Genomic DNA, 21,946 nt, shown 5'->3' with positions numbered 1-21,946 from the left:
GGGGGGGCTCCGTTCTCAGCCGGCACGGGTGCCGGGCGGGGTGGACGTCGTGGCGGGGAGGAGGGAGGAGGAACGCAGCGCGGCGGGGAGGTCGGGGAGGCGCGCGGCGAGGACGGTGAGGTCGTCCGGGTCGACCTCGCCCGCCGAGGGGCGCAGTACCGCGGCCGCGCCGAGCAGGCTCGCCCAGCGCAGCGCGACGGGCAGCGGTGCTCCGCGGGCCCAGGCCGCAGCGATCCCGGCGGTGGCGGCGTCTCCCGCTCCGGTGGGGTTCCCCGAGACTCCGGGCACGGCGTCCTGGTAGACCTGCTGCCCGTCGGGGCCCACGGCGATCAGACCGGCGCTGCCGCGGGAGACGACGACGCCGCGGGCACCGGCTCGCAGCAGCTGCGCGACGGCGGCGGGGAGGTCGGCGGCACCCGTGGCCGCGAGCGCCTCCTCGGCGTTGGGCTTGAGCAGGTCTGCCCCTGCGGCGGCAGCGGCCAGCAGGCCCGCGCCGCTGACGTCGACGATGACGCGGGCCCCCGCACGTCGGCCGGCGCCGATGAGGTCGGTGACGTATGCGGGGGTGGTGCGGGGAGGCAGCGATCCCGAGACGACGAGGACGTCGCCGTCCTCGCAGCTCTGCGCCACCCGCTCGTTCAGCTGCGCCCACGCCCGGGGCGGGACGTGCGGTCCCGCTTCGGCGAGCACGGTGGGGTGCTCGACGTCGTCGACGACGGTGACGGTGCTGCGGGTCTCGTCGGCGAGCTCGACGGCGTGGGCGGGGATGCCCTCCGCAGCCAGTTCCCGGGTGATCCACTGCCCTGCAGCCCCACCCAGGGGGTGCACGGCGACGACGTCGACCCCGAGCGTGCGCAGGACCCGGGCGACGTTGAGGCCCTTGCCCCCCGCCCGGCGCAGGACGTCCTGGACGCGCACCGTCTCCCCGATCCGCTGCCGCGGCACCCGGTAGGTGATGTCGACGGCGGGGTTGGGCGTCACCACCGTCACCCGAGCCATGAGCCCCTCCGCGCCACGCGACCCAGCGTCGCCTCCTCGGCGCCCCCGGTGAGGTGGAACTCCACGAGGTCGGCGGGTTCTCCGGCCTGCAGGTGGGGGACGGGCAACCCGAGCGTGCGCGCCGCGACCGTGCTGGTGAGGTTCACGACGTCGGGCACGGGAGTTCCCCGGCGCAGCAGGCGGAGCGCGGCGAGAGCCAGCGGTGTGGTGCTCCCGGCCAGCGAGGAGCCGTCGGCCAGTTCGGCCACGCCGTCGCGGACCCGGACGGCGGAGCCGGCGAGCACGTGGTCGCCGTCGCCGAGACCGGTGGCGGCCATGGCGTCGGAGACGAGGCAGGCTCGACCGCGGGCGCTGCTCAGCGCGAGGTCGAGGACGGTGTCGTGCAGGTGGTGGCCGTCGGCGATGAGCTCCACGCTGAGGCGCGGGTCGCTGAGGGCGATCCCCACGGGTCCCGGACGGCGGTGGTGCAGCGGCGGCATGCCGTTGAAGAGGTGGGTGGCGACTCGGGCGCCGGCGTCCACGCACCGCCGCACGGTGTCGGTGTCGGCGCCGGTGTGACCGATCGCCACGACGACACCGGCCTCGACGAGGTGGGTGACCACGTCGGAGGCCCCAGGCAGTTCCGGGGCCAGCGTCACCATCCGCACGCTCCCGGAACCGGCGGTGAGCAGCGCCTCCGCATCACGGCGTCGCGGGTGGCGCAGCAGCGCGGGGTGGTGGGCTCCGCGGTGCGTGGGCGCCAGCCAGGGTCCTTCCAGGTGGATGCCCGCCAAGTCGCCCGCGGCGACCACCGGTGCGAGTTCGGCCAGGCGGGCCAGGGTCTGCTCCCACGGGGCTGTGGCGAGGGAGGCGAGCAGGGTGGTGCTGCCCGCGCGGTGGTGGTGCTGCAGGGCCGGCCCGGGGTCGGTGCCCGGCGTCGCGAAGTCCACTCCGACCGCTCCGTGCACGTGAGGGTCGAAGCAGCCGGGGACCACCGTGTCGAGGACGAGGTCCGCGGGGCGGGGGGCTCTCCCGCTGCCGCGCTCGACGACGTGCGCGCCGTCGAGGTGCAGCCACCCCGGCCCGTCGGAGCCGTCACCGCAGACCAGGCGGCGCGCTGCGACCAGGCAGCTCACGAGACGCCGGTCCCGACGCGGTCCGCGGCGAGCATCGCAGCTCCCCGGGCGGCCGCGGTGTCGCCGTGCAGGGCGGGGACGAGGCGCGGTTGGCGCAGACCGGGGAGTCGAGCCGCCAGGGCCCGGCGCAGCGGGACCAGCAGCAGGTCGCCGGAGAGGGCCAGCCCACCGCCGAGCACGAGGGCGCTCGGCGCCACGGTGGCCACGAGGCCGGCGAGGGCCTGGGCGAGCACGTCGACGCTCTCCCGCCACACCTGCTGCGCGGCAGCGTCACCGGCGGCCGCGGCGGCGGCCGTCTCCCGGGCTCCGGTGCGCCCGGCTCGCCGGGCGGTGGCGGTGGCGGAGGCGACTTCCTCGACGCGCAGCCCCTGGAAGGGGCCGTCGGCGAGGACGAGCTGGCCGATCTCCCCGGCCCAGCCGCCGGCGAGGAGGGGAGCGCCGTCGATGAGGACGGCGGCGGAGATGCCGGTGCCGACGGCGACGAACGCCACGACCCCCGCGGCGTCGCGCGCCGCACCGGTCCTGGCTTCGGCCACGGCGCCGGCGCGCACGTCGTGGCTCAGCACCACGGCGGGGCCGAGCGCTCCGCGCAGCAGCGGGCCCATCGGGAGGTCGTGCCAGGCAAGGTTGACCGCGTGGACCGCCGTGCCGCTCGCCTCGTCGACGATGCCGGGCAGGGCGACCCCCAGCGGTTGCCCCGCCCGGTGGCCCAGGCGGGCGGCGACGTCGGCGACCGCAGCGACCACGCCGGTTCCGGTCGGGTCGGGCACGGGGGTGGGGGTGCGGTGCTCCTGCAGGACCGCGCCGTCGTCGGCCAGGCGCAGACCCTTGATGGTCGTGCCGCCGACGTCGATCCCGAGACCCGCTCCGTGGGAGAGGACCGCGGAACTCACGCGAGGATGACCGAGCGGGTCAGCGAACGGGGACGGTCGGGGTCGAGCCCGCGACGGGTGGCCATCGCCACGGCGAAGCGCTGGGCGACGACGAGGGCGGCTTGCGGGTCGAGGTCGTGCTGCACGGAGCGGGCGCCGGTGGCGGCGACGTCGTCGTCGAGACCGGCGGGCGCGACCCCGAAGGACCACACCAGGCGGCCCGGTTCGGCGATGGCGATGGGGCCGTGGCGGTAGTCCATCGCGGGGTAGGCCTCGGCCCAGAACTGCGCGGCCTCGCGGGTCTTCAGCGCCGCCTCGTGGGCCAGGCCCACGGTCCAGCCGCGGCCGAGGAAGGTGCACTGCTCAGCGGAGAGCAGGTCGTCGAGGTCGACGTCCAGCGCGGCTCTGCCGTCGGCGACCAGCGCGTCGACGTCGAGCAGGGCGGGGTCGGTGAGGGCGAGTCCGGCGCGCAGCAGCGTCAGGGCGGTGGTGGCGAAGCGGGTCTGGACGACCGACTCCTCCTCGGCGAAGGGCAGGCCGACGACGGCAGCGGCGACGTGGGCCGCGGGGCTGTCGGCGACCGCGGTCACCAGCGTCGTGGGCCCCTCGACAGCGGCGAGCAGGTCGACGACCTCGGTGGTGGTGCCGGAGCGGGAGATGGCGACGACGCGGTCGTAGTCGCGGCCGGTGGGGAACTCCGAACCGGCGAAGGCGTCGGTGAGGCCCTGACCGGCCTGCTCGCGCAGGACGGCGTAGCTCATGGCGATGAACCAGCTGGTGCCGCAGCCGACGACGGCGACGCGTTCCCCCGGGCGGGGGAGGGCGTCGGCGACGGTGGCGGCGAGGGCGGCGGCGTGCCGCCAGACGTCCGGCTGGGAGGCGATCTCGGCGTCGACGAACGTGGAGGGCATCGGTCTCTTCCCGCTGGCGGCCCGCTACCGCGCTGAGTGCGCGAGTGCCTGACCGGTCTTGAGTGATACACCCGCAATCTGAGCAGGATTGAGCAACGACGTCAATCCCCGGCGTGCGATGCTGGCCTCCCCAGCGAAGGAGGCTCGGACGTGACCGCCCAGCAACGCCTCAACCAGGTGCTCGAGCTCGTCATCGAGCGCGGCAACGTCGCCATCGCCGAGGTCTCCCAGGCCCTGGGCGTCTCCACCGCCACCGCGCGCCGGGACCTGAACCTGCTCGCCGAGCAGCGCCTGGTGACGCGCACCCACGGTGGCGCGGCGGTGCTCGGCACGGGCTACGAACTCCCGCTGCAGTACAAGATCGTCCGCCAGGCCGACGCCAAGCAGGCCATCGCCCGCGCCGTGGCCGACCTCGTGGCGCCCGGCGACTCGGTGGGCCTCAACGGCGGCACGACGACGACGGAGGTCGCCCGGACGCTGGGATCCAGCGAACGGCTCGGATCCACGGGCGCTGCAGCGGGTGTCACCATCGTGACGAACGCGCTGAACATCGCCTACGAGCTGTCGGTGCGCGAGCACGTGAAGATCGTCGTGACCGGCGGAGTGCCGCGCAGCCAGTCCTACGAACTCGTCGGTCCTCTCGTGGGGTCGTCCTTGCGCGACTTCAGCCTCGACCTCGCCGTCCTCGGGGTCGACGGTCTCACCGCCCGCTTCGGGGCGACGACGGTGCACGAGGGGGAAGCCGAGGCGAGCCGGCAGATCGCCGCGGTCGCCGGTCGGGTCGTCGTGGCCACCGACGCGACGAAGCTGGGACGCACGACCTTCGCCCGGATCTGCCCCCTGGAGCGCATCGACGTCCTGGTGACCGACGTCGCCCCCGCCCCGGAGCTCGCCGCGGACCTCGCCGCTGCCGGTGTCGACGTCGTCATCGCCTGACCCGACCTCGGGTGACCGGCCGTGGCGGCACCCGTTGTTGCGAGCTTGTTTCATCCGCGGCAACCCCTAGGCGAACGCAGACGAGACGGTTACTGTCGCTTCATGCTTTTTTGGTGCCCACAAGTGACAAGTTCGCTCACCGGTGAGGGTTGATGATCACTTCGGATCTTCGGGTGGCGGTGATCGGGACCGGGGCCCGCTCGGTCATCGGGCTGCACGTCCCGGCCGCGCGACCCGGTGCCCGCATCAGCGCGGTCGCCGACACCGCTCCCGAGGGACGGGCGCGCGCCGCCGAGGTCTTCCCCGGCGCCGCGGTCCACCCCGGTCACCGCGCGCTGATCGCCGCCGGTGGGGTGGATGCCGCGATCGTCACCACCCCGGACCACACCCACGCCGACATCGCCGTGGACCTCCTGCGCGCCGGGATCGCGGTCTACCTCGAGAAGCCCCTGGCCACGACCCTGCCCGATGCCGACCGCGTCCTGCTCACCGCGGCCGAGACCGGCACCCCCCTGTACGTCGGGCACAACTTCCGCCACGCCGCCGTCGTCCGGACCATGCGCGGGATCATCGAGCGCGGGGAGATCGGCGCGGTCAAGGCGATCTGGGTCCGCCACTTCGTCGGGCACGGGGGGGACTACTACTTCAAAGACTGGCACGCCGACCGCCGCCGGACAGGCTCCCTGCTGCTGCAGAAGGCCAGCCACGACATCGACGTCATCCACCACCTCGCCGGCGGCTACGCGCGCCGCGTCGTCGGGATGGGCGACCTCATGGTCTACGGTTCCGTCAGCGACCGCCGCGACCGCAGCGGTGAGAGCATGCCGGACTGGTTCTCCATGGACAACTGGCCTCCGGCCGCTCAGACGGGGTTGAACCCCGTCGTCGACGTCGAGGACGTGTCGATGCTGATGATGACCCTCGACAACGGAGTGCAGGCCAGCTACCAGCAGTGCCACTTCACTCCCGACTACTGGCGCAACTACACCGTCATCGGCACCGAGGGACGGCTGGAGAACTTCGGCGACACCGCCGGCGGCGTCGTGAAGGTGTGGAACCGTCGCCACGAGTACGCCGCCGCGGGCGACCACGAGTACCCCGTCGACGGCGTCGTGAGCGGGCACGAGGACGCCGACGTCGCCACCATGACCGAGTTCCTCGCCCACGTGGCCGAGGGCGCGCCGACCCTCGTCTCCCCGGTCGCGGCCCGCGAGGCGGTGGCGGCCGGCGCCCTGGCCGCGGACTCGCTGCGATCGGGATCCGTGCCGCACACCGTTCCCGACCTGCCTCCCCACGTCGTCCAGCACTTCTCCAGGCCCACCACCGAAAGGGTTCCCCGATGAGCACCCCCACCCTCAGCCCCACCCGACGCACCACGCTGGCCGGCGCGGCGACCGGTCTCGGTGCCCTGTTCACGGCAGCCGCCTGCGGCGGCGGCGACGAAGCCCCGGGCAGCGCCGAGTACTCGGCTCCCGCGACCGACCTGAGCGCGAAGATCACCTACGGGCTGTGGGACAAGAACCAGGTCGCGGGCCTGCAGGCGAACATCGACGCCTTCAACGAGAAGTACCCGAACGTCGAGGTGGCCCTCAACGTCACCCCGTACTCGGAGTACTGGACGAAGCTGCAGACCCAGGCCAGCAGCGGCACCCTGCCGGACGTGTTCTGGATGAACGGCCCGAACTTCCAGCTCTACGCCACCAACGAGCAGATCGCCCCCATCACCGGTGCCGTCGACGCGGGCGACATCGACCCCGCGAACTACCCGGAGGCCCTCGTCGACCTCTACACCTTCGACGGCGTCCGCTACGGGGTGCCCAAGGACTTCGACACCATCGGCGTCTGGTGCAACACCTCGCTCTTCCAGCGCGCCGGTGTCGAGCTCCCGACCGCTGAGTGGACCTGGGCCGAGTTCCAGGACACCGCTGTCCGCATCTCCCAGGCACTGGCCGCAGAGGGCATCTTCGGCGCAGCCGGCGGCATGGACGGGCAGACGACGTACTACAACACCATCTTCGAGGCCGGCGGGGAGGTCGTCGACGAGGGGAAGTCCGGTTACGCGAGCACTGAGAGCCAGGAGGGTCTGACGTTCTGGGCCGACCTCATCGCCCGCGGCGGTTCCCCCAGCATCCAGCAGCTCACCGACACCACCGCGGACCAGTGGTTCACCTCCGGGAAGCTCGCGATGTACTGGGGGGGCAGCTGGTTCCGCTCCGCGCTCACCGACACCGACCTCGCGACCGGTGTGCAGGTCCTGCCCCTGCCGAAGGGCGCTCAGCAGGTCACCGTCATCCACGGGGTCGCCAACGTCGTCGCCGCCTCCTCGAAGAACCGGCAAGCCGCCCAGGCCCTGCAGGTGTACCTCGCCGGCGAGGAGGCACAACGTCAGCTGGGCGCCGCCGGTGCCGTGATCCCCGCCTTCACCGGCACCCAGGACGCCTTCGCCGCTTCCATGCCCGGGGCCGACCTGCAGCTGTTCCTCGACGCGGTGGACTACTCCAAGCCGCTGCCGGTCAGCGCCAACACCTCGGCGTGGAACGCGCTCGAGACCGAGCTCCTGCCGGACGCGTTCTCCGGAACGCGTCCGGTCGGCGAGGTGGCGACCGAACTGGCCGCGGAGATGGACGAGGTCCTCGCCGATGAGTGAGGCGCTACGCTCCCACCCGTCCCGGCGGATCCGACGGGACGGGTGGTGGCCGTGGCTCTTCGTCGCCCCCCTGACGCTGGGCATCGCGGTGTTCTACCTGTGGCCCATCGCCCAGACGGCGTGGTACTCCCTGACCACGTTCGGTGTCTTCGGCGGCGCGACGTTCTCTGGGATCGACAACTACCGTGAACTGCTGACCGATCCGACGCTGTACCGGTCACTGGGGAACACTCTGCTCTACACCGCGATCGTCCTGCTGAACATCCCGATCGCGGTCTACCTGGCGAGCCTGCTCAACCTCCCCGGCCTGCGGTTCGCCTCGTTCTACCGGGTGATGTACTTCCTGCCCTACGTCGCCATGCCGACCGCGGTGGCCATGGTCTGGCGCATCATCTTCAACGGCGACTTCGGCATCCTCAACTACGTCCTCGGTCTCGTCGGCATCGACGGGCCGTACTGGATCAGCACCCCGGGTGCGGCGATCGTCGCCGTCGCCGTCGTCGGGCTGTGGTCCTCGCTGGGTTTCTCCCTCATCGTCCTGTCGGCGGGACTGAAGAACGTCCCCCGGAGCTGTACGAGGCGGCGGAACTGGACGGGGCGGGGCGGTGGCGGCAGTTCCGCTCGGTCACGGTCCCGCTGCTGACCCCCAGCATCTCCTTCCTCGCCGTCGTCACCGTCATCGCCGGGTTCCAGCTCTTCGACCTGCTCTACGCCATCCTGGGTACGACGAACCCTGCGCTGCCGCGCAGCATGTCGTTGGTCTACTACTTCTACCGCGCCGGCTTCGTCGACAACGAGAAGGGTCTCGCGGCCGCGACCGCCATGGTCATCCTCCTCCTGGTGGCCCTGGCCACCCTCGTCCAGTTCCGGCTCCAGAAGCGGTGGGTCCACGGTGGTTGAACAGTTGACGCGTCCCCCGCGCAGCCCGGCGGGCGAACGCCGGACCCGGGCACGAGCCCAGCGCCGCCGTCACGGGTCGCACGCGGTGGCCCACCTCGTGCTGGGCCTGGGGGCCCTCGCGATGGCCTTCCCGTTCCTGTGGCAGGTCGTCATGTCGCTGTCCACCAACGCCGAGGTGCAGAGCGTCACCCCCACGTTCTGGCCGGAGTCCCTGCAGTGGGGGAACTACGCTGCGGTGTTCGAGCGGCTGCCTTTCCTCCAGCAGTTCCGGACCTCGATCGTCATCACGCTGGTGCGGGTCCTGGCGCAGATCCTCTTCTGCACCCTCGCCGGGTACGCCTTCGCCCGCATGCGTTTCCGCGGACGGAACCTGCTGCTCGCCGCAGTGCTGTCCATCCTCATGGTGCCCTCTCAGGTCTACCTGCTCTCGCAGTACCAGATCATCACCGATCTCGGCCTGCTCGACAGCCTCGGTGGCCTGGTGCTGCCCGGGTTGTTCAGCGCCTTCGGCACCTTCCTGATGCGCACGGCGTTCCTGGGGCTGCCCGACGAGCTGGAGGAGGCGGCTCGCCTCGACGGGGCGAACCCGTGGCAGGTCTTCTGGCGGGTCATGCTCCCGCTGGCCCGACCGACGATCAGCGTCCTAGCCATCACCTCGACGCTGTGGTCTTGGAACGAGCTGCTGTGGCCCCTGGTCGTGTCCACCTACAGCGAACGCATGCCGCTCTCGGCGGGGCTGGCGACCCTGATCAGCGACCGCACGACCGATTACCCCGTCGTCATGGCCGCCAGCCTGCTGGCGATGGCTCCGGTCCTGGTGCTGTTCGTCGTGCTGCAACGGCGGGTGATCGACGGTCTGGCCAGTTCCGGGTTGAAGTAGCGGCACGCCACCACGAGCGCGCGAAGGAGCGACCGCGAGGACGAGACCGGGGTCGACGTGGACGTGCCTCTCCACGGCGGTGGTCACGGGAGGACGGCCGAGGAAGGTGAGGTCCTCGCTGCCGGTGACGCCGCCTCCCGGGGGCGATGGGGGCGTAAAGCTGCGCAACGGCCGGGTGATGGGAAGGGCGGCAAGCCCCACGAGCGGGAGATCCCGGCTCGACGCCAGCGCCCACGGTGTCGTCACCCTCAGGGATGCGCCGGTCCACGGGGTCGATGCGACCTGCAGGTGTCGCGGGACGAGCCAGTCCCGACCGGTGCTGCACCGGCGAGCCGTGCCCTCGAGGTCGTCGGGTAGGGGCCGCCGCCCCCCAGCGTCGCTGCGCTGGGGGGTGGAGGGGCGGCGTCGGTCCGCCGACTTCGAGCAGTGACCGCGCCTGGGTGAGGCCGGCTCGTTCTTCGAACCCCCGGCAGCGCTGCGACGACTCGTCCTGCGACGGGGCCGAGTCGGGAGTCGCTCACCCGGCGGTGCCGGCCGCCACGAGCGGCGATGGGCCTCGCTCGTGCGCTGTGGTCACCGGGCTCAGCAACGCTGGCCCGGCGTGCGTCGGCCCGTGTCTCAGGACGACCTCGCCGCCGGGATCGAGCAGTGTCGTCGTGCCCTGCAGACCGATCGCGAGCGCCTCGGCGGCGTCGGCTTCCACGGCGCGGGTGACGCTGCCGTGTCCCGGGCCTGCGGCGACGTCAGTCGCGGACGTCACGTCTCGGCCGCCGAGGGCCGGGTGACGAGGCCCGTCACGGAGTTCCGGAGCTGACGGTGAGGCGGTCCGGGGCGGTAGTGGGCGCCGGCAGCACCGCTCGACCTTCGCCGTAGGCGCCGCGGTAGCCGGCCGCGGGGTGCCTGTCGTTGAGGCGGGGGGAACCGAACAGCTTCTGGCGCAGCGGCCCCTCCGCGTACTCCGACTGGGCCAGGCCGCGCGCGCGCAGCCCCGGCAGGACGTGATCGGCGAACTCCTCGAAGGAACCGGGGATGACCCAGTTGATGACGTTGATGCCGTCGACGCCGGCCGCCTGCCACTCCTGGAGACGGTCGGCGATCTGCTCCGGGGTGCCGACGATGCGCTGGCTGGTGGCGCGCTGGCGGGCCAGGTCCGCTACGACGGGCTCACGGTCGGTGATGTGCTTGGACAGCCACTCCGCGAAGCCGCGCGCACCGTCGGTCTGCACGTCCTTCAACGGGGTGTCGGGGGGGTAGACCCGCCCGGCGCGGTCCACGACCGCGGAGTGAGCCAGGTAGCCGTCGACGCTGATGTACTCGTCGTACTCCGCGGCCTTGGCGCGGGCTTCCTCCTCGGTGGATCCGATGACGAAGCTGAGGCCCTGGTAGAACGTCACGTCGCCCGGCTCACGGCCGAAGCCGGTGGCCAGGGCCCGGGTCTCGGCGATCTGCTGGGCGGCCAGGGCGGGGGAGGGGGAGACGAGGAACACCGCCTCGGCGTGCTGGGCGGCGAAGCGCCGCCCTGACAGCGACGAGCCGGCCTGGAAGAGCAGCGGGGTCCGCTGCGGGGAGGGGGAGGACAGGTGCGGCCCCTCCACCCGGTACCGCTCGCCCCGGTGGTGGATCTTGTGGATCTTGGAGGGGTCGGCGTGCAGGCCGCGTTCCTTGTCCTGCAGCAGGGCGTCCTCGTCCCAGGAGCCCTCCCACAGCTTGTAGACGACGTCGACGTACTCCTGCGCCCAGCGGTAGCGCTCGGAGTGCTCGGTCACCCGGTCCATGCCGTAGTTGCGGGCGCCGTTGTCCTGCATGCCGGTCACGACGTTCCAGGCGATGCGCCCGTCGGAGATGTGATCCAGGGTCGAGATCTGGCGGGCGAAGTTGAAGGGGTGGTTCTGGAAAACGTTCGACGTGGTCGCGAACCCCAGGTGCTCGGTGTTCACCGCGAGGGCGGAGAGCAGGACGGTGGGGTCGTTGGAGGGGATCTGCAGACCTTCGCGGACGTAGACGTCGAAGTCGGCGTCGGCGTCGCCGTAGAGGCCGCTGACGTCGGCGAAGAACATCGTGTCGAACTTCGCCGCCTCCAGGGTCCTCGCCAGCTCGATCCAGGTGCGGACGTCGTTGAAGCGGGTCTGCTGAGCGTCCGGTCGGCGCCACTGCCCGTGCTGGATGTGGGAGGTGGTGTTCATGACGAAGGCGTTGAAGCGCAACGGCCTCCGTGCTGAGCCCGGCGCCGCGTGCAAGAGGGGCTGCGGGGTGGGGTCGGGGCTGCTCGCGCTCATCGGGTCTCCTCCTGCGTGGCCAGCCCCAGGCGGGGTAGGGCACTGACCAGTTCACGGGTGTAGGGCTGCTGGGGACGCTCGAAGATGTCGGTGGCGGTGCCGCGCTCCACGACGACGCCGTCCTTCATGACCAGGACGTCGTCGCTGACGTGGTAGATGACGCCCAGGTCGTGGGAGATGAACAGGTAGGCCAGCCCGAGCTCGCGCTGCAGGTCGCTGAGCAGGTCCAGGACCTGCGCCTGCACCGAGACGTCCAAGGCCGAGACGGCTTCGTCGAGCACGATGATCGAAGGCTCGGGGGCCAGCGCCCGGGCGATGGAGACGCGCTGGCGCTGCCCGCCGGACAGGGTGAGCGGGAAGCGGGGCAGGACCTCCTCGGTCAGGCCCACCTGCTGCAGCAGCTCGCGCACCCGCACCCCACGATCGCCCTGGAACTGTCCGGGCAGGGCGTCGAGCAGGATCCGCTCCACCGTCCAGCGCGGGTCGAAGGAGCTCAACGGGTCCTGCTGGACCACCGAGATCTCTCGGCGCCGGGCCCGGCGCGCCTTCTCCGGCACCTCCGACCACGCCTGACCCAGCAGGTGGACGGTGCCGGCGTCGGGGCGGGTCAAGGCCAGGGCGAGGCGGGCGGTGGTGGACTTGCCCGACCCGGACTCCCCGACGATGCCGAGGGTGCGTCCGGCGTGCAGGGCGAACGAGACCCCGTCCACGGCGGTGTGAGTGCCCTGCCTGGTGGCGTACCGCTTGACCAGGCCCTCCGCTTGCAGCACCACCCCGCTGCGCTGCTCGCGGCGCGGGGCCGGCAGCACCGCGACCGGTGCGGGGCTGAGCCGCTCCCCGCGGCTGTGCTCACCGGGCACGGCCGCGATGAGGGCCCTGGTGTACTCGTGCTGCGGATCGCTGAGGACGTCGGCGGTGGGGCCGCTCTCGACGACGACGCCTCCGGCCATGACCAGCACCCGGTCGGCCAGGCGCGCCACCACCGACAGGTCGTGGCTGATCAGGACGATCGCCACCCCCCGCCGCTTCTGCTGCTCCAGCAGGTCCAGGACCTGCGCCTGCACCGTGACGTCCAGGGCCGTCGTGGGTTCGTCGGCGATGACCAGTTCCGGGTCCAGCGCGATGGCCGAGGCGATCAGCGCGCGCTGGCGCAGCCCCCCGGACAGCTCGTCCGGCCGTTGCCCGGCGCGGGTGCGGGCGGAGGGGACCCCGACGGCCTCCAGCAGCTCCACGGCTTTGGCCCGGCGCTGTTTGCGGGAGGTCCAGCCGTGTAGGCGCAGCGTCTCCTCGATCTCCGCTCCCACCGGCCGCAGCGGGTCCAGGGACACCAGGGCGTCCTGCAGGACGAAGCCGATGCGCCGGCCGCGGGTGGCCCGCCAGTCGCGGGCGGAGAACCCGCGCACGTCGGCACCGTCGAAGTCGAGGCGTTCGGCCGCCACCACGGCCTGCCCACCGGTGAGCCCGACGAGGGTGCGGGCGGTGACGCTCTTGCCCGACCCGGACTCCCCGACGATGGCCAGGCACTCACCCCCGGCCAGGTCGAAGGTGAGGTCCTTCACGACGTGCCGGGTGCCTCCGCGGCGGGCGAAGCCAACGTCGAGACCGCGCACGCTCAGGACGGGCCCTGCGGCGGTACTGACGGCGGTACCGATGACGGTGCCGACGGTAGCGTCCGGGCCGGCGTCGTGGACGGGGCTCGGGGCCGGGTCGATCCTCGGGCTTCGGGTGGCGCTCACGCCTCGCTCCTCTCCAGCAGGGACTGCAGGTGCTTGCCCAGCGTCGTCGCGGCCAGCGCCAGGGCGACGATGACCAGACCCGGGAGGACGGTCAGCCACCAGGCGTGGGCGACGTAGGGGCGCCCGGCTTCCAGCAGGGCCCCCCACTCCGAACTGGGCGGGGCCACGCCCAGGCCCAGGAAGGACAGGCTGGAGGCCCACACGATGGACTGCCCGATCGACAGCGCCATGATCGCCACCAGCGGGCGCACAGCGTTGGGCAGGACGTGCCGGCGCAGGATCCGCGCGGGGGAGTGCCCCAAGGTCAACGCCGCCTCGACGTAGGCCGAGCCCTTGGCGGACAGGATCTGCCCGCGCACCATCCGGGCGTAGCCGGGGGCGGTGCCGACTCCCACCGCGATGGCCTGGGTGAGCGCGGAGGGGCCCAGCAGCGCCACGAGCAGCAGCGCCAGCAGCAGGCTGGGGAAGCTGAAGAGGACCTCCACGACGCGGTCCACGGCCGGGGCCAGGATCTTCCCGCCGAGGGCGGCCAGCGAGCCCAGCACGATCGCCAGGCTCAGGCTCACCGCGCTGGCTCCCACCCCGATGGCCAGGGAGGGACGGGTGCCGTGCACGATCCGGCTCCACAGGTCCCGCCCGGCCTCGTCGGTGCCGAACCAGTGCCCGGGCCCGGGGGCCTGCAGCGCCTGGGAGAGGTGCAGGGCGAGGGGGTCGGTGGTGTCCAGCAGACCGGGGGCGATCACCGCGACCAGGAAGAACACCGCCACCACCGCGGCCAGGTGGACCGCCCAGGGACGGGTGCCCACGCTCCGACGCGGGCGGGAGGTGCTGAGGCCGGGGTCGGTCAGCAGGGCGCTCACGAGTCGGTTCCCTTCGCCAGGCGGGGGTCGATGAGGGCGTGCAGGACGTCGACGAGGAGGTTCGCGACGACGTAGAGGGCCGCGACGAGCACGACGACGCCGGTGACGATGGGCAGGTCCTGGTTGTTGACCGCGGTCACCAGCACCCGCCCGATGCCGGCGCGGGTGAAGACGGTCTCCACCACGACGGCGCCGGAGATGGTGGCGCCCAGCGCCCACCCCGACAGCGTCACCGCCGGCAGCGCGGAGTGGCGCAGCACGTGCCGCAGGCGGATCCCCGCATCGCTCATCCCCCGCATCCGGGCGGTCAGGACGAACGGCTGGGCCAGGGAGCGCTCGAACTCGCTGCGGGTGGCCTGCCCCATGAACCCGGCCAGGGGGATGGCCAGGGTCAGGGCCGGCAGCAGCAGTCCGGCGGGGGAGTTGCCGCTGATGACGGGGAACCAATGCAACGTCAAGGCGAAGACCAGCAGCAGGACGATGCCCAGCCAGTAGTGCGGCAGCCCGGCGGCGGCGGTGTCCAGCGCGGCGCCGAAGCCGGAGGTGCCCCGCGAGCGCCCGGCGGTCAGGGTCACCCAGAACACCATGAACACCCAGGCCAGCACGATGGCCGAGAAGGTCAGGACCAGGGTGGGCGCCAGCTGCTCACCGATGATCGCGGTGACGGGGCGGAACTGCTGGTAGGAGTGGCCCAGGTCTCCGCGCACTAGGCCGGACAGGTAGTCCAGGTACTGGCGGAGCACCGGGTGCTGGAACCCGTACTGGGCGTTGATGGTGGCCAGTTCCTCAGGGGTCCGCTCGATGGGCTGCCCTGCGCGGATGTTGAAGATGATCGTGGCGCGGTCCCCGGGCAGGGCGACCTGGGCGAGGAAGGCGACGCTCGCTGCTCCCCAGAGCACGAGCAGCGCGCCGAGGATCCGGCGCACCACGTTGCCGGCCCAGCGCCTGGCCCGGTGGGCTGGCGCCTCGGACGGCGCGGCGGAGAACCTGACGTCTTCGAGGTGCAGCACGGGGTCAGCGGACGAAGTGGGCATCGTAGAACACCGGTCCTCCCTGGGCGTTTTCCTGCCACACGTCCTTCAGCGACGGCGTCACCGCCAGGGTGCTCAGCCGGTCGTAGAGGCCGATGGACAGGGCGTGATCGGCGATGTAGTCCTGCGCCTGCGCGTACAGGGCGTTCTGGGCTTGGACGTCGGCGGTCTGGTTGGCCCGGTCGATGAGGTCACCGAGGAAGGCGTCGGTGGTGAAGGCGGCGTTGTTGCCGTTGGGCCACTCCTCACTCACCGGGCGCCAGTTGATCCACAGGATCCCGGCGGTGACGGCCGTCCAGTACCCGGCGGCGATGTCTCGCTCGTCGGGCTTGGTGTACAGGCCGGAGAAGAACCCGCTGGGGGGGACGGTGACCAGGTCGACGGCGAACCCGCTCGCCTTGGCCTGTTCCTGGACGCCCTGCAGGATCGAGGCGCCGTCGGCGTTGATGATGGTGCCGGAGTTGTAGGGCAGGACCACGCTCAGCCGTTCGCCGTCCTTGGTGCGGGTGCCGTCGGTGTCACGTCCGGTCCACCCGGCCTCGTCCAGCAACTGGTTGGCTCGGGTGAGGTCCAGGGAGTACGCATCGGCGGCCGCTTGGCTGTAGCCGGGGGTGCTCTGGGAGACCGCGCCGTTGCCCTCGTAGGGGATGACGCCTTGCCCGATCGTCTCGACCAGGGCCTTGCGGTCCAGGCTGTAGGCGAACGCTTTGCGGACGCGTTCGTCGGTGAAGGGGCCCTGCTGAGTGTTGAACGCCAACTGCTGGGGACGGCCGCCGGTGACGTACTTCAGCTCGGTGTAGCCGTCGGCGCCGAGGCCGGCGTAGTCGATGGCCGGGACGTCGTAGATCGCGTCGGTCTCGCCGGAGCGCAGCGAGGCGACCCGGGTGGTCGCGTCGGCGATGAACTTCCAGTCGATCTGCTCGACGTGGGCCGGGCCGGTGTGCTTGGCGTTGGCCGGCGGGGAGGTGTACTGCTCGTTGCGCTTGAGCACGATCTGCTCCCCGCGGTCCCAGTGGTCCACCACGAAGGCACCCGAGCCGATGGGCTGCTCACAATTCTGCTCCGCGGTCCGGGTCTCCAGCGCGTGCTGGGACTGGATACCGGAGTAGCCCTGGGCCAGGTTGTCGGCCAGCCGCGGGTAGGGCTTGGCCAGGTGGATCTGCAGCGTGTGCTCGTCGACGGCGGTGGAGTGGTCGTAGTACCCGTCCAGCCACACCTTCGCCGTCGAGTTCCCTCCCCCCATCCAGTGGTCGATGTTGTAGGCCACGACCGCCGCGGTCAGGTCGGTGCCGTCGGTGAACTTCACCCCGTCCTTCAGGTGGAAGGTCCAGGTCAGCCCGTCGGGAGAGGTCTGCCAGGACGTCGCCAGCCAGGGCACCACCTCGCGGTCGGCGTCGAGGGAGGTGAGGGCGTCCAGAACCTGGGTGGACAGGTACGCCTGCTCGATCCATCCCCCGAAGACGCAGGCGGGTTCTTGCTGATGGCCGTAGACGATGGTCCCGCCGCTGACCGGGCGGGCTCCGGGCGCCGACTGCGGCGCGGCCGCCGAACCGGCGCAACCGGTCAGCAGCAGAGCGGCGAACCCGGCGACGAGGGTTCTTCGGGGGCGTGCGGGCATGCGGGCGGAACTCCTGCCGGTCCGGAAACGGGTGGGGGAGAGAAGGGATGCAGCTGAGAACGGTGGAGAGGTGACGGCGTCGTGGGACGCGCCAGGCGCGTCAGACGGGGCAGGCGCGTCCGGGGCGACAGGCCGCGCTGCCGGTGCGCACCAGGTCCACGTGGCGACGCTCGACGAGCAGCACCGACTGCAGGACCCGCTCCGACGTGGGGATCACGTGCTTCTCCTCAGCTCCGCACTTGCCGGGCACGTCGCCCGGCCGGGTCGTCACCTGGGGCACCCCGCCACGGAAGGAGGGTTGCCGGACAGCCAGCCAGGGCCTACAGCTGTCACTCATGACCGAGGAAGAAGCTAGGAGCTTTCCCCGCCCGGTGTCAACCACCTCCACCCGGCGCCTTGGCGGAGCGCCAGCGCAACATCCCTGCGCCGCCCACGCTGATCAGCCGCCGCGACGGGTGAGGCACGTACCCGGTGGTTGAATCGGGACACGCCCAGGACACCACCGGGCACCACCGGCCACCACCGCGCTCAGCTGTGGTCGTGAGATCCCTGCTCGCCGCTACGCCTGAGTCCCGGGAGACGGCGCCAGCAGCAGCAACTGCTCATCACGAGGAGAACCGATGTCCCCTTCGCGCATCCGGCTCAACGCCTTCGACATGACGTGCGTGATGCACCAGTCGCCGGGCTTGTAGGCCCACCCGAGTGACCAGTCCACCCGCTACAACGACCTGAGCTACTGGACCGAGCTGGCGCAGCTGCTCGAACGAGGCAAGTTCGACGGCCTCTTCATCGCCGACGTCCTCGGCGTGTACGACACCTACCAGGACTCCGCCGACGCCTCCCTCCGATCCGGCATGCAGGTGCCCGTGCACGACCCCCTCATGCAGGTCAGCGCCATGCCCGCGGTCACCAGCAAGCTGTCGTTCGGGATCACCGTCTCGGCGACCTACGAGCAGCCCTACGCCCTGGCCCGGCGCTTCAGCTCCCTGGACCACCTCACCGGTGGGCGCATCGCCTGGAACATCGTCACCTCCTACCTCGACGGCGCCGCCCGCAACCTCGGCATGGATCGGCAGATGTCCCACGACGAGCGCTACGAGCTCGCCGCCGAAGTCGTCGACGTCTGCTACAAGCTGTGGGAAGGGTCCTGGGAGGAGGACGCCGTCGTGGCCGACCGGGCCACCAAGGTGTACGCCGACCCGGCCAAGGTCCACCCCATCGAGCACGAGGGCGTCTACTTCTCCGTCCCCGGGATCCACCTGGCGGAGCCGTCCCCCCAGCGCACCCCGGTGATCTGGCAGGCCGGTACCTCCAGCACCGGGCGAGCGTTCGCCGCCCGCAACGCCGAAGCCGTCTTCACCGTCGCCCCCACCGCGCAGGTCCTCCGCGGCTACGTCGATGACATCCGCGCCCAGGCCGCTCAGGCCGGTCGCGACCCGCGCAGCCTGCTGATCTTCACCGAGATCACCACCGTCGTGGCCCCCACCGATGAGGAGGCGCAGGCGAAGTACGCCGAGCTGCTGACCTGGACCGACTACGAAGGCGCGCTGGCCTTCTACGCCGGCATCACCGGCGTCGACCTCTCCGCCCTCGATCCCGACCAGCCGCTGCAGTACGTCGAGACCGACTCCGCCCGCTTCGCGCTGGAGATCTTCTCCGGAGCCGACCCCTCCCGGGAGTGGACCCCGCGTGAGGTCGCCCACTTCGTGGGGATCGGCGCGATGGGGCCGGTGTTCGTGGGATCGCCGGCGACGGTGGCCGACGAGCTCGAGCACTGGATGGAGGCCGCCGACATCGACGGCTTCAACCTCGCCTACGCCGCCACCCCGGGCACGTTCGTCGATTTCATCGACCTGGTCGTGCCCGAGCTGCAGCGCCGAGGACGGTACTGGGACGAGTACGACGAGGGGGTCACCGCGCGGGAGAAGCTGTACGGGCCGGGGCAGCGCCGGGTCCGCAAGGACCACCCCGCCGCCGTGTACCGGCGCGATCTGGCCACGAAGGCCACCCGGCCTGCGGTTCCGACCCTGTGACGCAAAGGGCATGAGTCAGCCGATGCCGCTGTCGAGAAGACCGTCGATGCACTGCTGAGCAGCCGGCAAGGTTCGCCGCTGGTGCCAGCTCGTGAACAGCTGGGGGGATGCGTTGACCCATCCGTCCGGCGGAGCCAGCAGCGGTCGGCGTAGAGGTAGCCCGGGTGCAGGCGAGGTCGGCCGCGGACACCGCGCACGACGGGGAGCGTCGATCAGCGGCAGCAGTCGGGTGGGGGCACCTCCCGCTCGCGGGGGAACGTCGTGGCGGTTGCCGCCGGTGAGGGTCACGACCAGCGGAACACCGCCGGAGTCGGTGAGGAGGTGGTGCTTGGATCCGTTGCGGGTCCGGTCCACCGGCGAAGGGCCGGTGTGAGCCCCCCTTTGAGCGCCCGCACGTGCGAGCCGTCCACCACCGCGGTGTCCAGGTCCAGCTTGCCGGCGGCGCGTAGCTCCTCGAGCAGGACTTGATGCAGCTGCGGCCAGACGCCGACTTCGGTCCAGTCCCGCAGTCGTCGCCAGCACGTCACGCCCGAGCAGCCGAACTGTTCGGTGGGGACTTGAGCCAGGTGCAGCCGGAGCCCGTCCGGCACCAGCTCCACGACTCGCTGCGGCACCGCCTCGTCAGTCATGCCGATGAGGCTGGGACGGTCTCAGCGGGTCCGCAATCCATGGTGAGACAAGTGGTGAGGTGAGCCCCCCTCTGCGCGACCATCAGCTGCTCACGCGGAGCTTGACCCGGTTTCCCAGCGAACTGGGTCATGGTCAGCCTGCGGGTCGCGCGTGAGGCGGTGCCATGCTGAGGGGTTGCCGTGCTCACGCCACCCCGCAGGTGCGCATCGCGAGCAGGGCGAGGCTTCGGGCGGAGAGCAGCAGGTCCTCGATCGGCACCTGCTCGCCTGGGCCGTGGGCCAGGCGCAGGTCACCGGGGCCGTGGTGCAGGGTGGGGATGCCTGCGCCCGTGTAGAACCGCAGGTCGGTGCCGGCGCTCAATGCGCGCTCCGGGGGTGTGGCGCCACCGGCGTCGGTGACGGCTCGCTGAAGTGCTGGCAGCAGTGGGGAGCCGGTCGGCATCTGACTGCTGGCGTAGATGCCCCCGACCCACTCGACCTGTGCGGGGTGCTGGGCCAGCCAGGGGTGGGTGGCGCACGCTGCGGCGACGCAGCTCTCGAACTCAGCCCGGGCCGTTTCCACCGGCTCACCGAGTCGCACGCCGAACCGCCCTTCGGCCACCAGCCGGTCGGGCACGGTGCTGGCCCACTCGCCGGCGCGCAGTCGTCCGATGGAGAGGCCGTAGGGGAAGGGGTGGTTCCCGAAGCGGGAGCGGTCGGTGGGCTGGCGGCCGGCCTCCAGGGCCAGTAGCGCGGTGTGGACGTGCTCGAAGAGTTCGACGGCGCTGACGCCGAGGTGGCGGTTGGCGGCGTGGGCGGCGAGACCGGTGAGGGTGAGGCGGAAGGTCAGCGCGCCGGCGTGGGCGGTCATCACCGCACCGGCGGTGGGTTCGGGGATGATGCAGGCGTCGCCGCGGTGCCCGCGGCGCAGGGTGGCCCATGTCCCGAGGCCGCCGTCCTCCTCGCCCATGACGCTGTGCACGGCCAGCGGCCGGACCAGCCGCACACCGGCGCTCCGCAGGGCCCGCACGGCGGCCAGGGCGGCGACCAGGCCGCCTTTCATGTCGCAGGTGCCGCGCCCGTGCACGGCGCCGCCTTCGATGCGGGGGCTGAAGGGGTCTCCGGGCCACAGCGTCGGGTCGCCGGCGGGGACGACGTCGGTGTGCCCGCAGAGCACCAGCGCCGGCTGCCCGCTGTCCTCGCCTTCCCTGCCCTCTCTGCCGCGCAGGGTGCCCACCACGCCCCACGCCTCGCTGCGCTGGACCTCCTGGCCGGGGGCGTCCGGGGCGCTCGCGGCCTCCGTGAGGTCGATGGCCCAGCGGTCGACGTCGGTGTCGAGCTCCTCCAGCCAGCCGGCCACCAGGTGCTGGGCTTCGGACTCGGCGGCCGTGCCGCCGAGGGAGGGGATGGCGACCAGCTCGAGGAGGCGGTTGAGGAGCCACGGCGCGTCAACGGCGTCGAGCACCGCGGCCTCGCGGGGAGACAGCTCCGAGCCGGCTGGCCGGGGTGGGCGTTCACGCGGGAAGGACATGGCGGCACCATGTGGCGGGACCGTTCGCGGACGCAACCGTGTGGATCGGCACGGGCGTGTTGCACAATATTGTTGTGTTGAGTAGCGACTTGGACCCCTTGGATTGCGCCATCGTCGACGTCCTGCAACGTCAGGGGGACGTCCCGAACGTCGAGTTGGCGCGTGCGGTGGGCCTGTCCCCGGCGGCGACGCTGCGGCGGGTGGCGCGCCTGCGCGCCGACGGGGTGATCACCGGGGTGCACGCCCGGGTGGATCTCGAGCGCGTCGGTGTCGGTCTGCAGGCGTTCGTGCTGGTGGTGCTGGAGGAGCACGACGAGGACAGCGCAGCGCGTTTCGCTCAGGCCGTGACGCGGATGCCGCAGGTGCTGCGGGCTGACGCGGTGAGTGGAGCCGACGACGTCCTCCTGCACGTGGCCGCGGCCGGGACGGCTGAACTGCAGGAGGTCCTGCGGGCCCTGCCCCGCATCGGTGCTCGTCGGGCCACGACCATGTTGCGGTTGGGGTCGGTTAAGGAGCAGAGCCCTGTCCGGCTGGGTCCCTCGGCCGTGTCCAGTGCGGTGCGGAGGTAACTCCGGCTCGTCGGGCGGGCGGCGGGGAGCGGGGCGCGGCTGCTCATCGTGCGCGGCAACGCCTCGGGGATGCTGCCGCAGGTGCTGGCCGTCGCCGCCAGCGTTGGGGTCTGTTCGCGCAGTCCGTGGTTGCCTTCACCGTCTTGAAGACGGTGGGGGCCCTCTACCTTCTCCACCTCGGCGTCCGAGCCATCCGGCACCGCCACCACACGACGGCCATACCCACGGCTCCGACCACGGCGCCGACCATGGCCCCGACCCCAACCACGACGGCAGCCACTGCCACGACCGACACGCGCTACCCCGCTGAGGTGCCCGCGCGCAGGTCGCTGCGCGAGAGCTTTCTCGTGGGCGCACCAACCCCGAGCCGGCGATCTTCCTCGTCACGGTCCTGCCGCAGCTCACCGCCGCGGCCACCGGGCCG

General features: G+C 72.0%; 17 protein-coding genes, 3 pseudogenes and 1 riboswitch. Of the genes and pseudogenes, 7 read left to right on the top strand and 13 right to left on the bottom strand.

The features are described from left to right. Positions 1-15 precede the first annotated feature (15 nt). The 4 genes from KRAD_RS00300 to KRAD_RS00285 are packed head-to-tail and all read right to left on the bottom strand — an operon-like array spanning position 16 to position 3,897. Positions 16-999, bottom strand: a complete 984-nt coding sequence (locus KRAD_RS00300; protein WP_011981219.1) for a 1-phosphofructokinase family hexose kinase — start codon at positions 997-999, stop codon at positions 16-18. Further along, positions 987-2,114 carry an N-acetylglucosamine-6-phosphate deacetylase gene (locus tag KRAD_RS00295; RefSeq protein WP_011981218.1) on the bottom strand — a complete coding sequence of 376 codons (1,128 nt, stop codon included), beginning with the start codon at positions 2,112-2,114 and terminating at the stop codon, positions 987-989. The genes KRAD_RS00300 and KRAD_RS00295 overlap by 13 nt, the downstream gene beginning before the upstream one ends. Then, positions 2,111-3,007: an ROK family protein gene (locus tag KRAD_RS00290; protein WP_011981217.1), complete on the bottom strand. Its 897-nt coding sequence runs from the start codon at positions 3,005-3,007 to the stop codon at positions 2,111-2,113. The genes KRAD_RS00295 and KRAD_RS00290 overlap by 4 nt, the downstream gene beginning before the upstream one ends. Next, positions 3,004-3,897 (bottom strand): SIS domain-containing protein, encoded by an 894-nt coding sequence (locus tag KRAD_RS00285; RefSeq protein ID WP_011981216.1) that lies wholly within the window; start codon positions 3,895-3,897, stop codon positions 3,004-3,006. The genes KRAD_RS00290 and KRAD_RS00285 overlap by 4 nt, the downstream gene beginning before the upstream one ends. A gap of 150 nt (positions 3,898-4,047) precedes the next feature. On the opposite strand from KRAD_RS00285, the gene KRAD_RS00280 reads away from it, so the two are divergent. The 5 genes and pseudogenes from KRAD_RS00280 (at position 4,048) to KRAD_RS00260 (ending at position 9,260) form a co-directional block, all read left to right on the top strand. Further along, positions 4,048-4,833 carry a DeoR/GlpR family DNA-binding transcription regulator gene (locus KRAD_RS00280; protein WP_011981215.1) on the top strand — a complete coding sequence of 262 codons (786 nt, stop codon included), beginning with the start codon at positions 4,048-4,050 and terminating at the stop codon, positions 4,831-4,833. A 152-nt stretch (positions 4,834-4,985) separates the two neighbouring features. Beyond that, positions 4,986-6,176: a Gfo/Idh/MocA family protein gene (locus tag KRAD_RS00275; RefSeq protein WP_011981214.1), complete on the top strand. Its 1,191-nt coding sequence runs from the start codon at positions 4,986-4,988 to the stop codon at positions 6,174-6,176. Beyond that, positions 6,173-7,480: an ABC transporter substrate-binding protein gene (locus KRAD_RS00270; RefSeq protein WP_011981213.1), complete on the top strand. Its 1,308-nt coding sequence runs from the start codon at positions 6,173-6,175 to the stop codon at positions 7,478-7,480. The genes KRAD_RS00275 and KRAD_RS00270 overlap by 4 nt, the downstream gene beginning before the upstream one ends. Continuing rightward, a pseudogene (locus KRAD_RS26750) lies at positions 7,473-8,380 on the top strand (carbohydrate ABC transporter permease). Before KRAD_RS00270 ends, KRAD_RS26750 begins: the two are co-directional and overlap by 8 nt. Next, the gene (locus tag KRAD_RS00260; protein ID WP_011981211.1) at positions 8,373-9,260 is read left to right on the top strand and encodes a carbohydrate ABC transporter permease; all 888 of its coding nucleotides are present in this window, start codon (positions 8,373-8,375) and stop codon (positions 9,258-9,260) included. Before KRAD_RS26750 ends, KRAD_RS00260 begins: the two are co-directional and overlap by 8 nt. Positions 9,261-9,777: 517 nt before the next feature. On the opposite strand, the gene KRAD_RS00255 is transcribed toward KRAD_RS00260, so the two are convergent. The 7 genes from KRAD_RS00255 to KRAD_RS27750 all read right to left on the bottom strand — a co-directional run bounded on the left by KRAD_RS00255 (position 9,778) and on the right by KRAD_RS27750 (position 16,998). Beyond that, positions 9,778-9,963 (bottom strand): hypothetical protein, encoded by a 186-nt coding sequence (locus tag KRAD_RS00255; RefSeq protein ID WP_157873408.1) that lies wholly within the window; start codon positions 9,961-9,963, stop codon positions 9,778-9,780. Between the two features lie 91 nt (positions 9,964-10,054). Continuing rightward, complete coding sequence (locus tag KRAD_RS00250; RefSeq protein WP_011981209.1) at positions 10,055-11,536, bottom strand: NtaA/DmoA family FMN-dependent monooxygenase; 1,482 nt, start codon at positions 11,534-11,536, stop codon at positions 10,055-10,057. Further along, a complete protein-coding gene (locus KRAD_RS00245) occupies positions 11,533-13,272 on the bottom strand; it encodes a dipeptide ABC transporter ATP-binding protein (RefSeq protein WP_011981208.1) in 1,740 nt (579 codons plus the stop codon). The genes KRAD_RS00250 and KRAD_RS00245 overlap by 4 nt, the downstream gene beginning before the upstream one ends. Next, a complete protein-coding gene (locus tag KRAD_RS00240) occupies positions 13,269-14,132 on the bottom strand; it encodes an ABC transporter permease (protein ID WP_011981207.1) in 864 nt (287 codons plus the stop codon). The genes KRAD_RS00245 and KRAD_RS00240 overlap by 4 nt, the downstream gene beginning before the upstream one ends. Next, positions 14,129-15,166 (bottom strand): ABC transporter permease, encoded by a 1,038-nt coding sequence (locus KRAD_RS00235; protein WP_011981206.1) that lies wholly within the window; start codon positions 15,164-15,166, stop codon positions 14,129-14,131. Before KRAD_RS00235 ends, KRAD_RS00240 begins: the two co-directional genes overlap by 4 nt. Continuing rightward, complete coding sequence (locus KRAD_RS00230) at positions 15,147-16,781, bottom strand: ABC transporter substrate-binding protein (protein WP_011981205.1); 1,635 nt, start codon at positions 16,779-16,781, stop codon at positions 15,147-15,149. Before KRAD_RS00230 ends, KRAD_RS00235 begins: the two co-directional genes overlap by 20 nt. A gap of 100 nt (positions 16,782-16,881) precedes the next feature. Continuing rightward, positions 16,882-16,998: a putative leader peptide gene (locus KRAD_RS27750; RefSeq protein ID WP_338033918.1), complete on the bottom strand. Its 117-nt coding sequence runs from the start codon at positions 16,996-16,998 to the stop codon at positions 16,882-16,884. Positions 16,999-17,011: 13 nt separating this feature from the next. Beyond that, positions 17,012-17,122, bottom strand: a riboswitch (SAM riboswitch). A 279-nt stretch (positions 17,123-17,401) separates the two neighbouring features. Between KRAD_RS27750 and KRAD_RS00225 the strand changes: the two are divergent. After that, positions 17,402-18,814 (top strand): annotated as a pseudogene (locus tag KRAD_RS00225) (LLM class flavin-dependent oxidoreductase). 140 nt (positions 18,815-18,954) lie between these two features. On the opposite strand, the pseudogene KRAD_RS26745 reads toward KRAD_RS00225, so the two are convergent. Further along, positions 18,955-19,374, bottom strand: a pseudogene (locus KRAD_RS26745) (transposase family protein); the annotation flags it as partial. 253 nt (positions 19,375-19,627) lie between these two features. Then, positions 19,628-20,953, bottom strand: coding sequence for an ArgE/DapE family deacylase (locus KRAD_RS00215; RefSeq protein WP_011981201.1), 1,326 nt, complete (start codon positions 20,951-20,953; stop codon positions 19,628-19,630). A 38-nt stretch (positions 20,954-20,991) separates the two neighbouring features. Here KRAD_RS00215 and KRAD_RS00210 point away from each other — a divergent pair, with 38 nt between their 5' ends. Then, on the top strand, positions 20,992-21,522 hold the full coding sequence (locus tag KRAD_RS00210) for an Lrp/AsnC family transcriptional regulator (protein WP_157873407.1): 531 nt from the start codon (positions 20,992-20,994) through the stop codon (positions 21,520-21,522). The last annotated feature ends 424 nt before the right edge of the window (positions 21,523-21,946 follow it).

The sequence above is a fragment of the Kineococcus radiotolerans SRS30216 = ATCC BAA-149 genome (genome assembly GCF_000017305.1).
GTDB classification, from domain to species: domain Bacteria; phylum Actinomycetota; class Actinomycetes; order Actinomycetales; family Kineococcaceae; genus Kineococcus; species Kineococcus radiotolerans.
This window is presented reverse-complemented; position numbering and strand designations above follow the sequence as displayed.

What these genes read in the sequence shown, in the direction of transcription:
- KRAD_RS00275 (WP_011981214.1), top strand. Translation starts at nt 4,986, where the DNA reads ATGATCACTTCGGATCTTCGGGTGGCGGTGATCGGGACCGGGGCCCGC.
- KRAD_RS00235 (WP_011981206.1), bottom strand. Translation starts at nt 15,166, where the DNA reads ATGCCCACTTCGTCCGCTGACCCCGTGCTGCACCTCGAAGACGTCAGG.
- KRAD_RS00300 (WP_011981219.1), bottom strand. Translation starts at nt 999, where the DNA reads ATGGCTCGGGTGACGGTGGTGACGCCCAACCCCGCCGTCGACATCACC.
- KRAD_RS00230 (WP_011981205.1), bottom strand. Translation starts at nt 16,781, where the DNA reads ATGCCCGCACGCCCCCGAAGAACCCTCGTCGCCGGGTTCGCCGCTCTG.
- KRAD_RS00215 (WP_011981201.1), bottom strand. Translation starts at nt 20,953, where the DNA reads ATGTCCTTCCCGCGTGAACGCCCACCCCGGCCAGCCGGCTCGGAGCTG.
- KRAD_RS00250 (WP_011981209.1), bottom strand. Translation starts at nt 11,536, where the DNA reads ATGAGCGCGAGCAGCCCCGACCCCACCCCGCAGCCCCTCTTGCACGCG.
- KRAD_RS00270 (WP_011981213.1), top strand. Translation starts at nt 6,173, where the DNA reads ATGAGCACCCCCACCCTCAGCCCCACCCGACGCACCACGCTGGCCGGC.
- KRAD_RS00285 (WP_011981216.1), bottom strand. Translation starts at nt 3,897, where the DNA reads ATGCCCTCCACGTTCGTCGACGCCGAGATCGCCTCCCAGCCGGACGTC.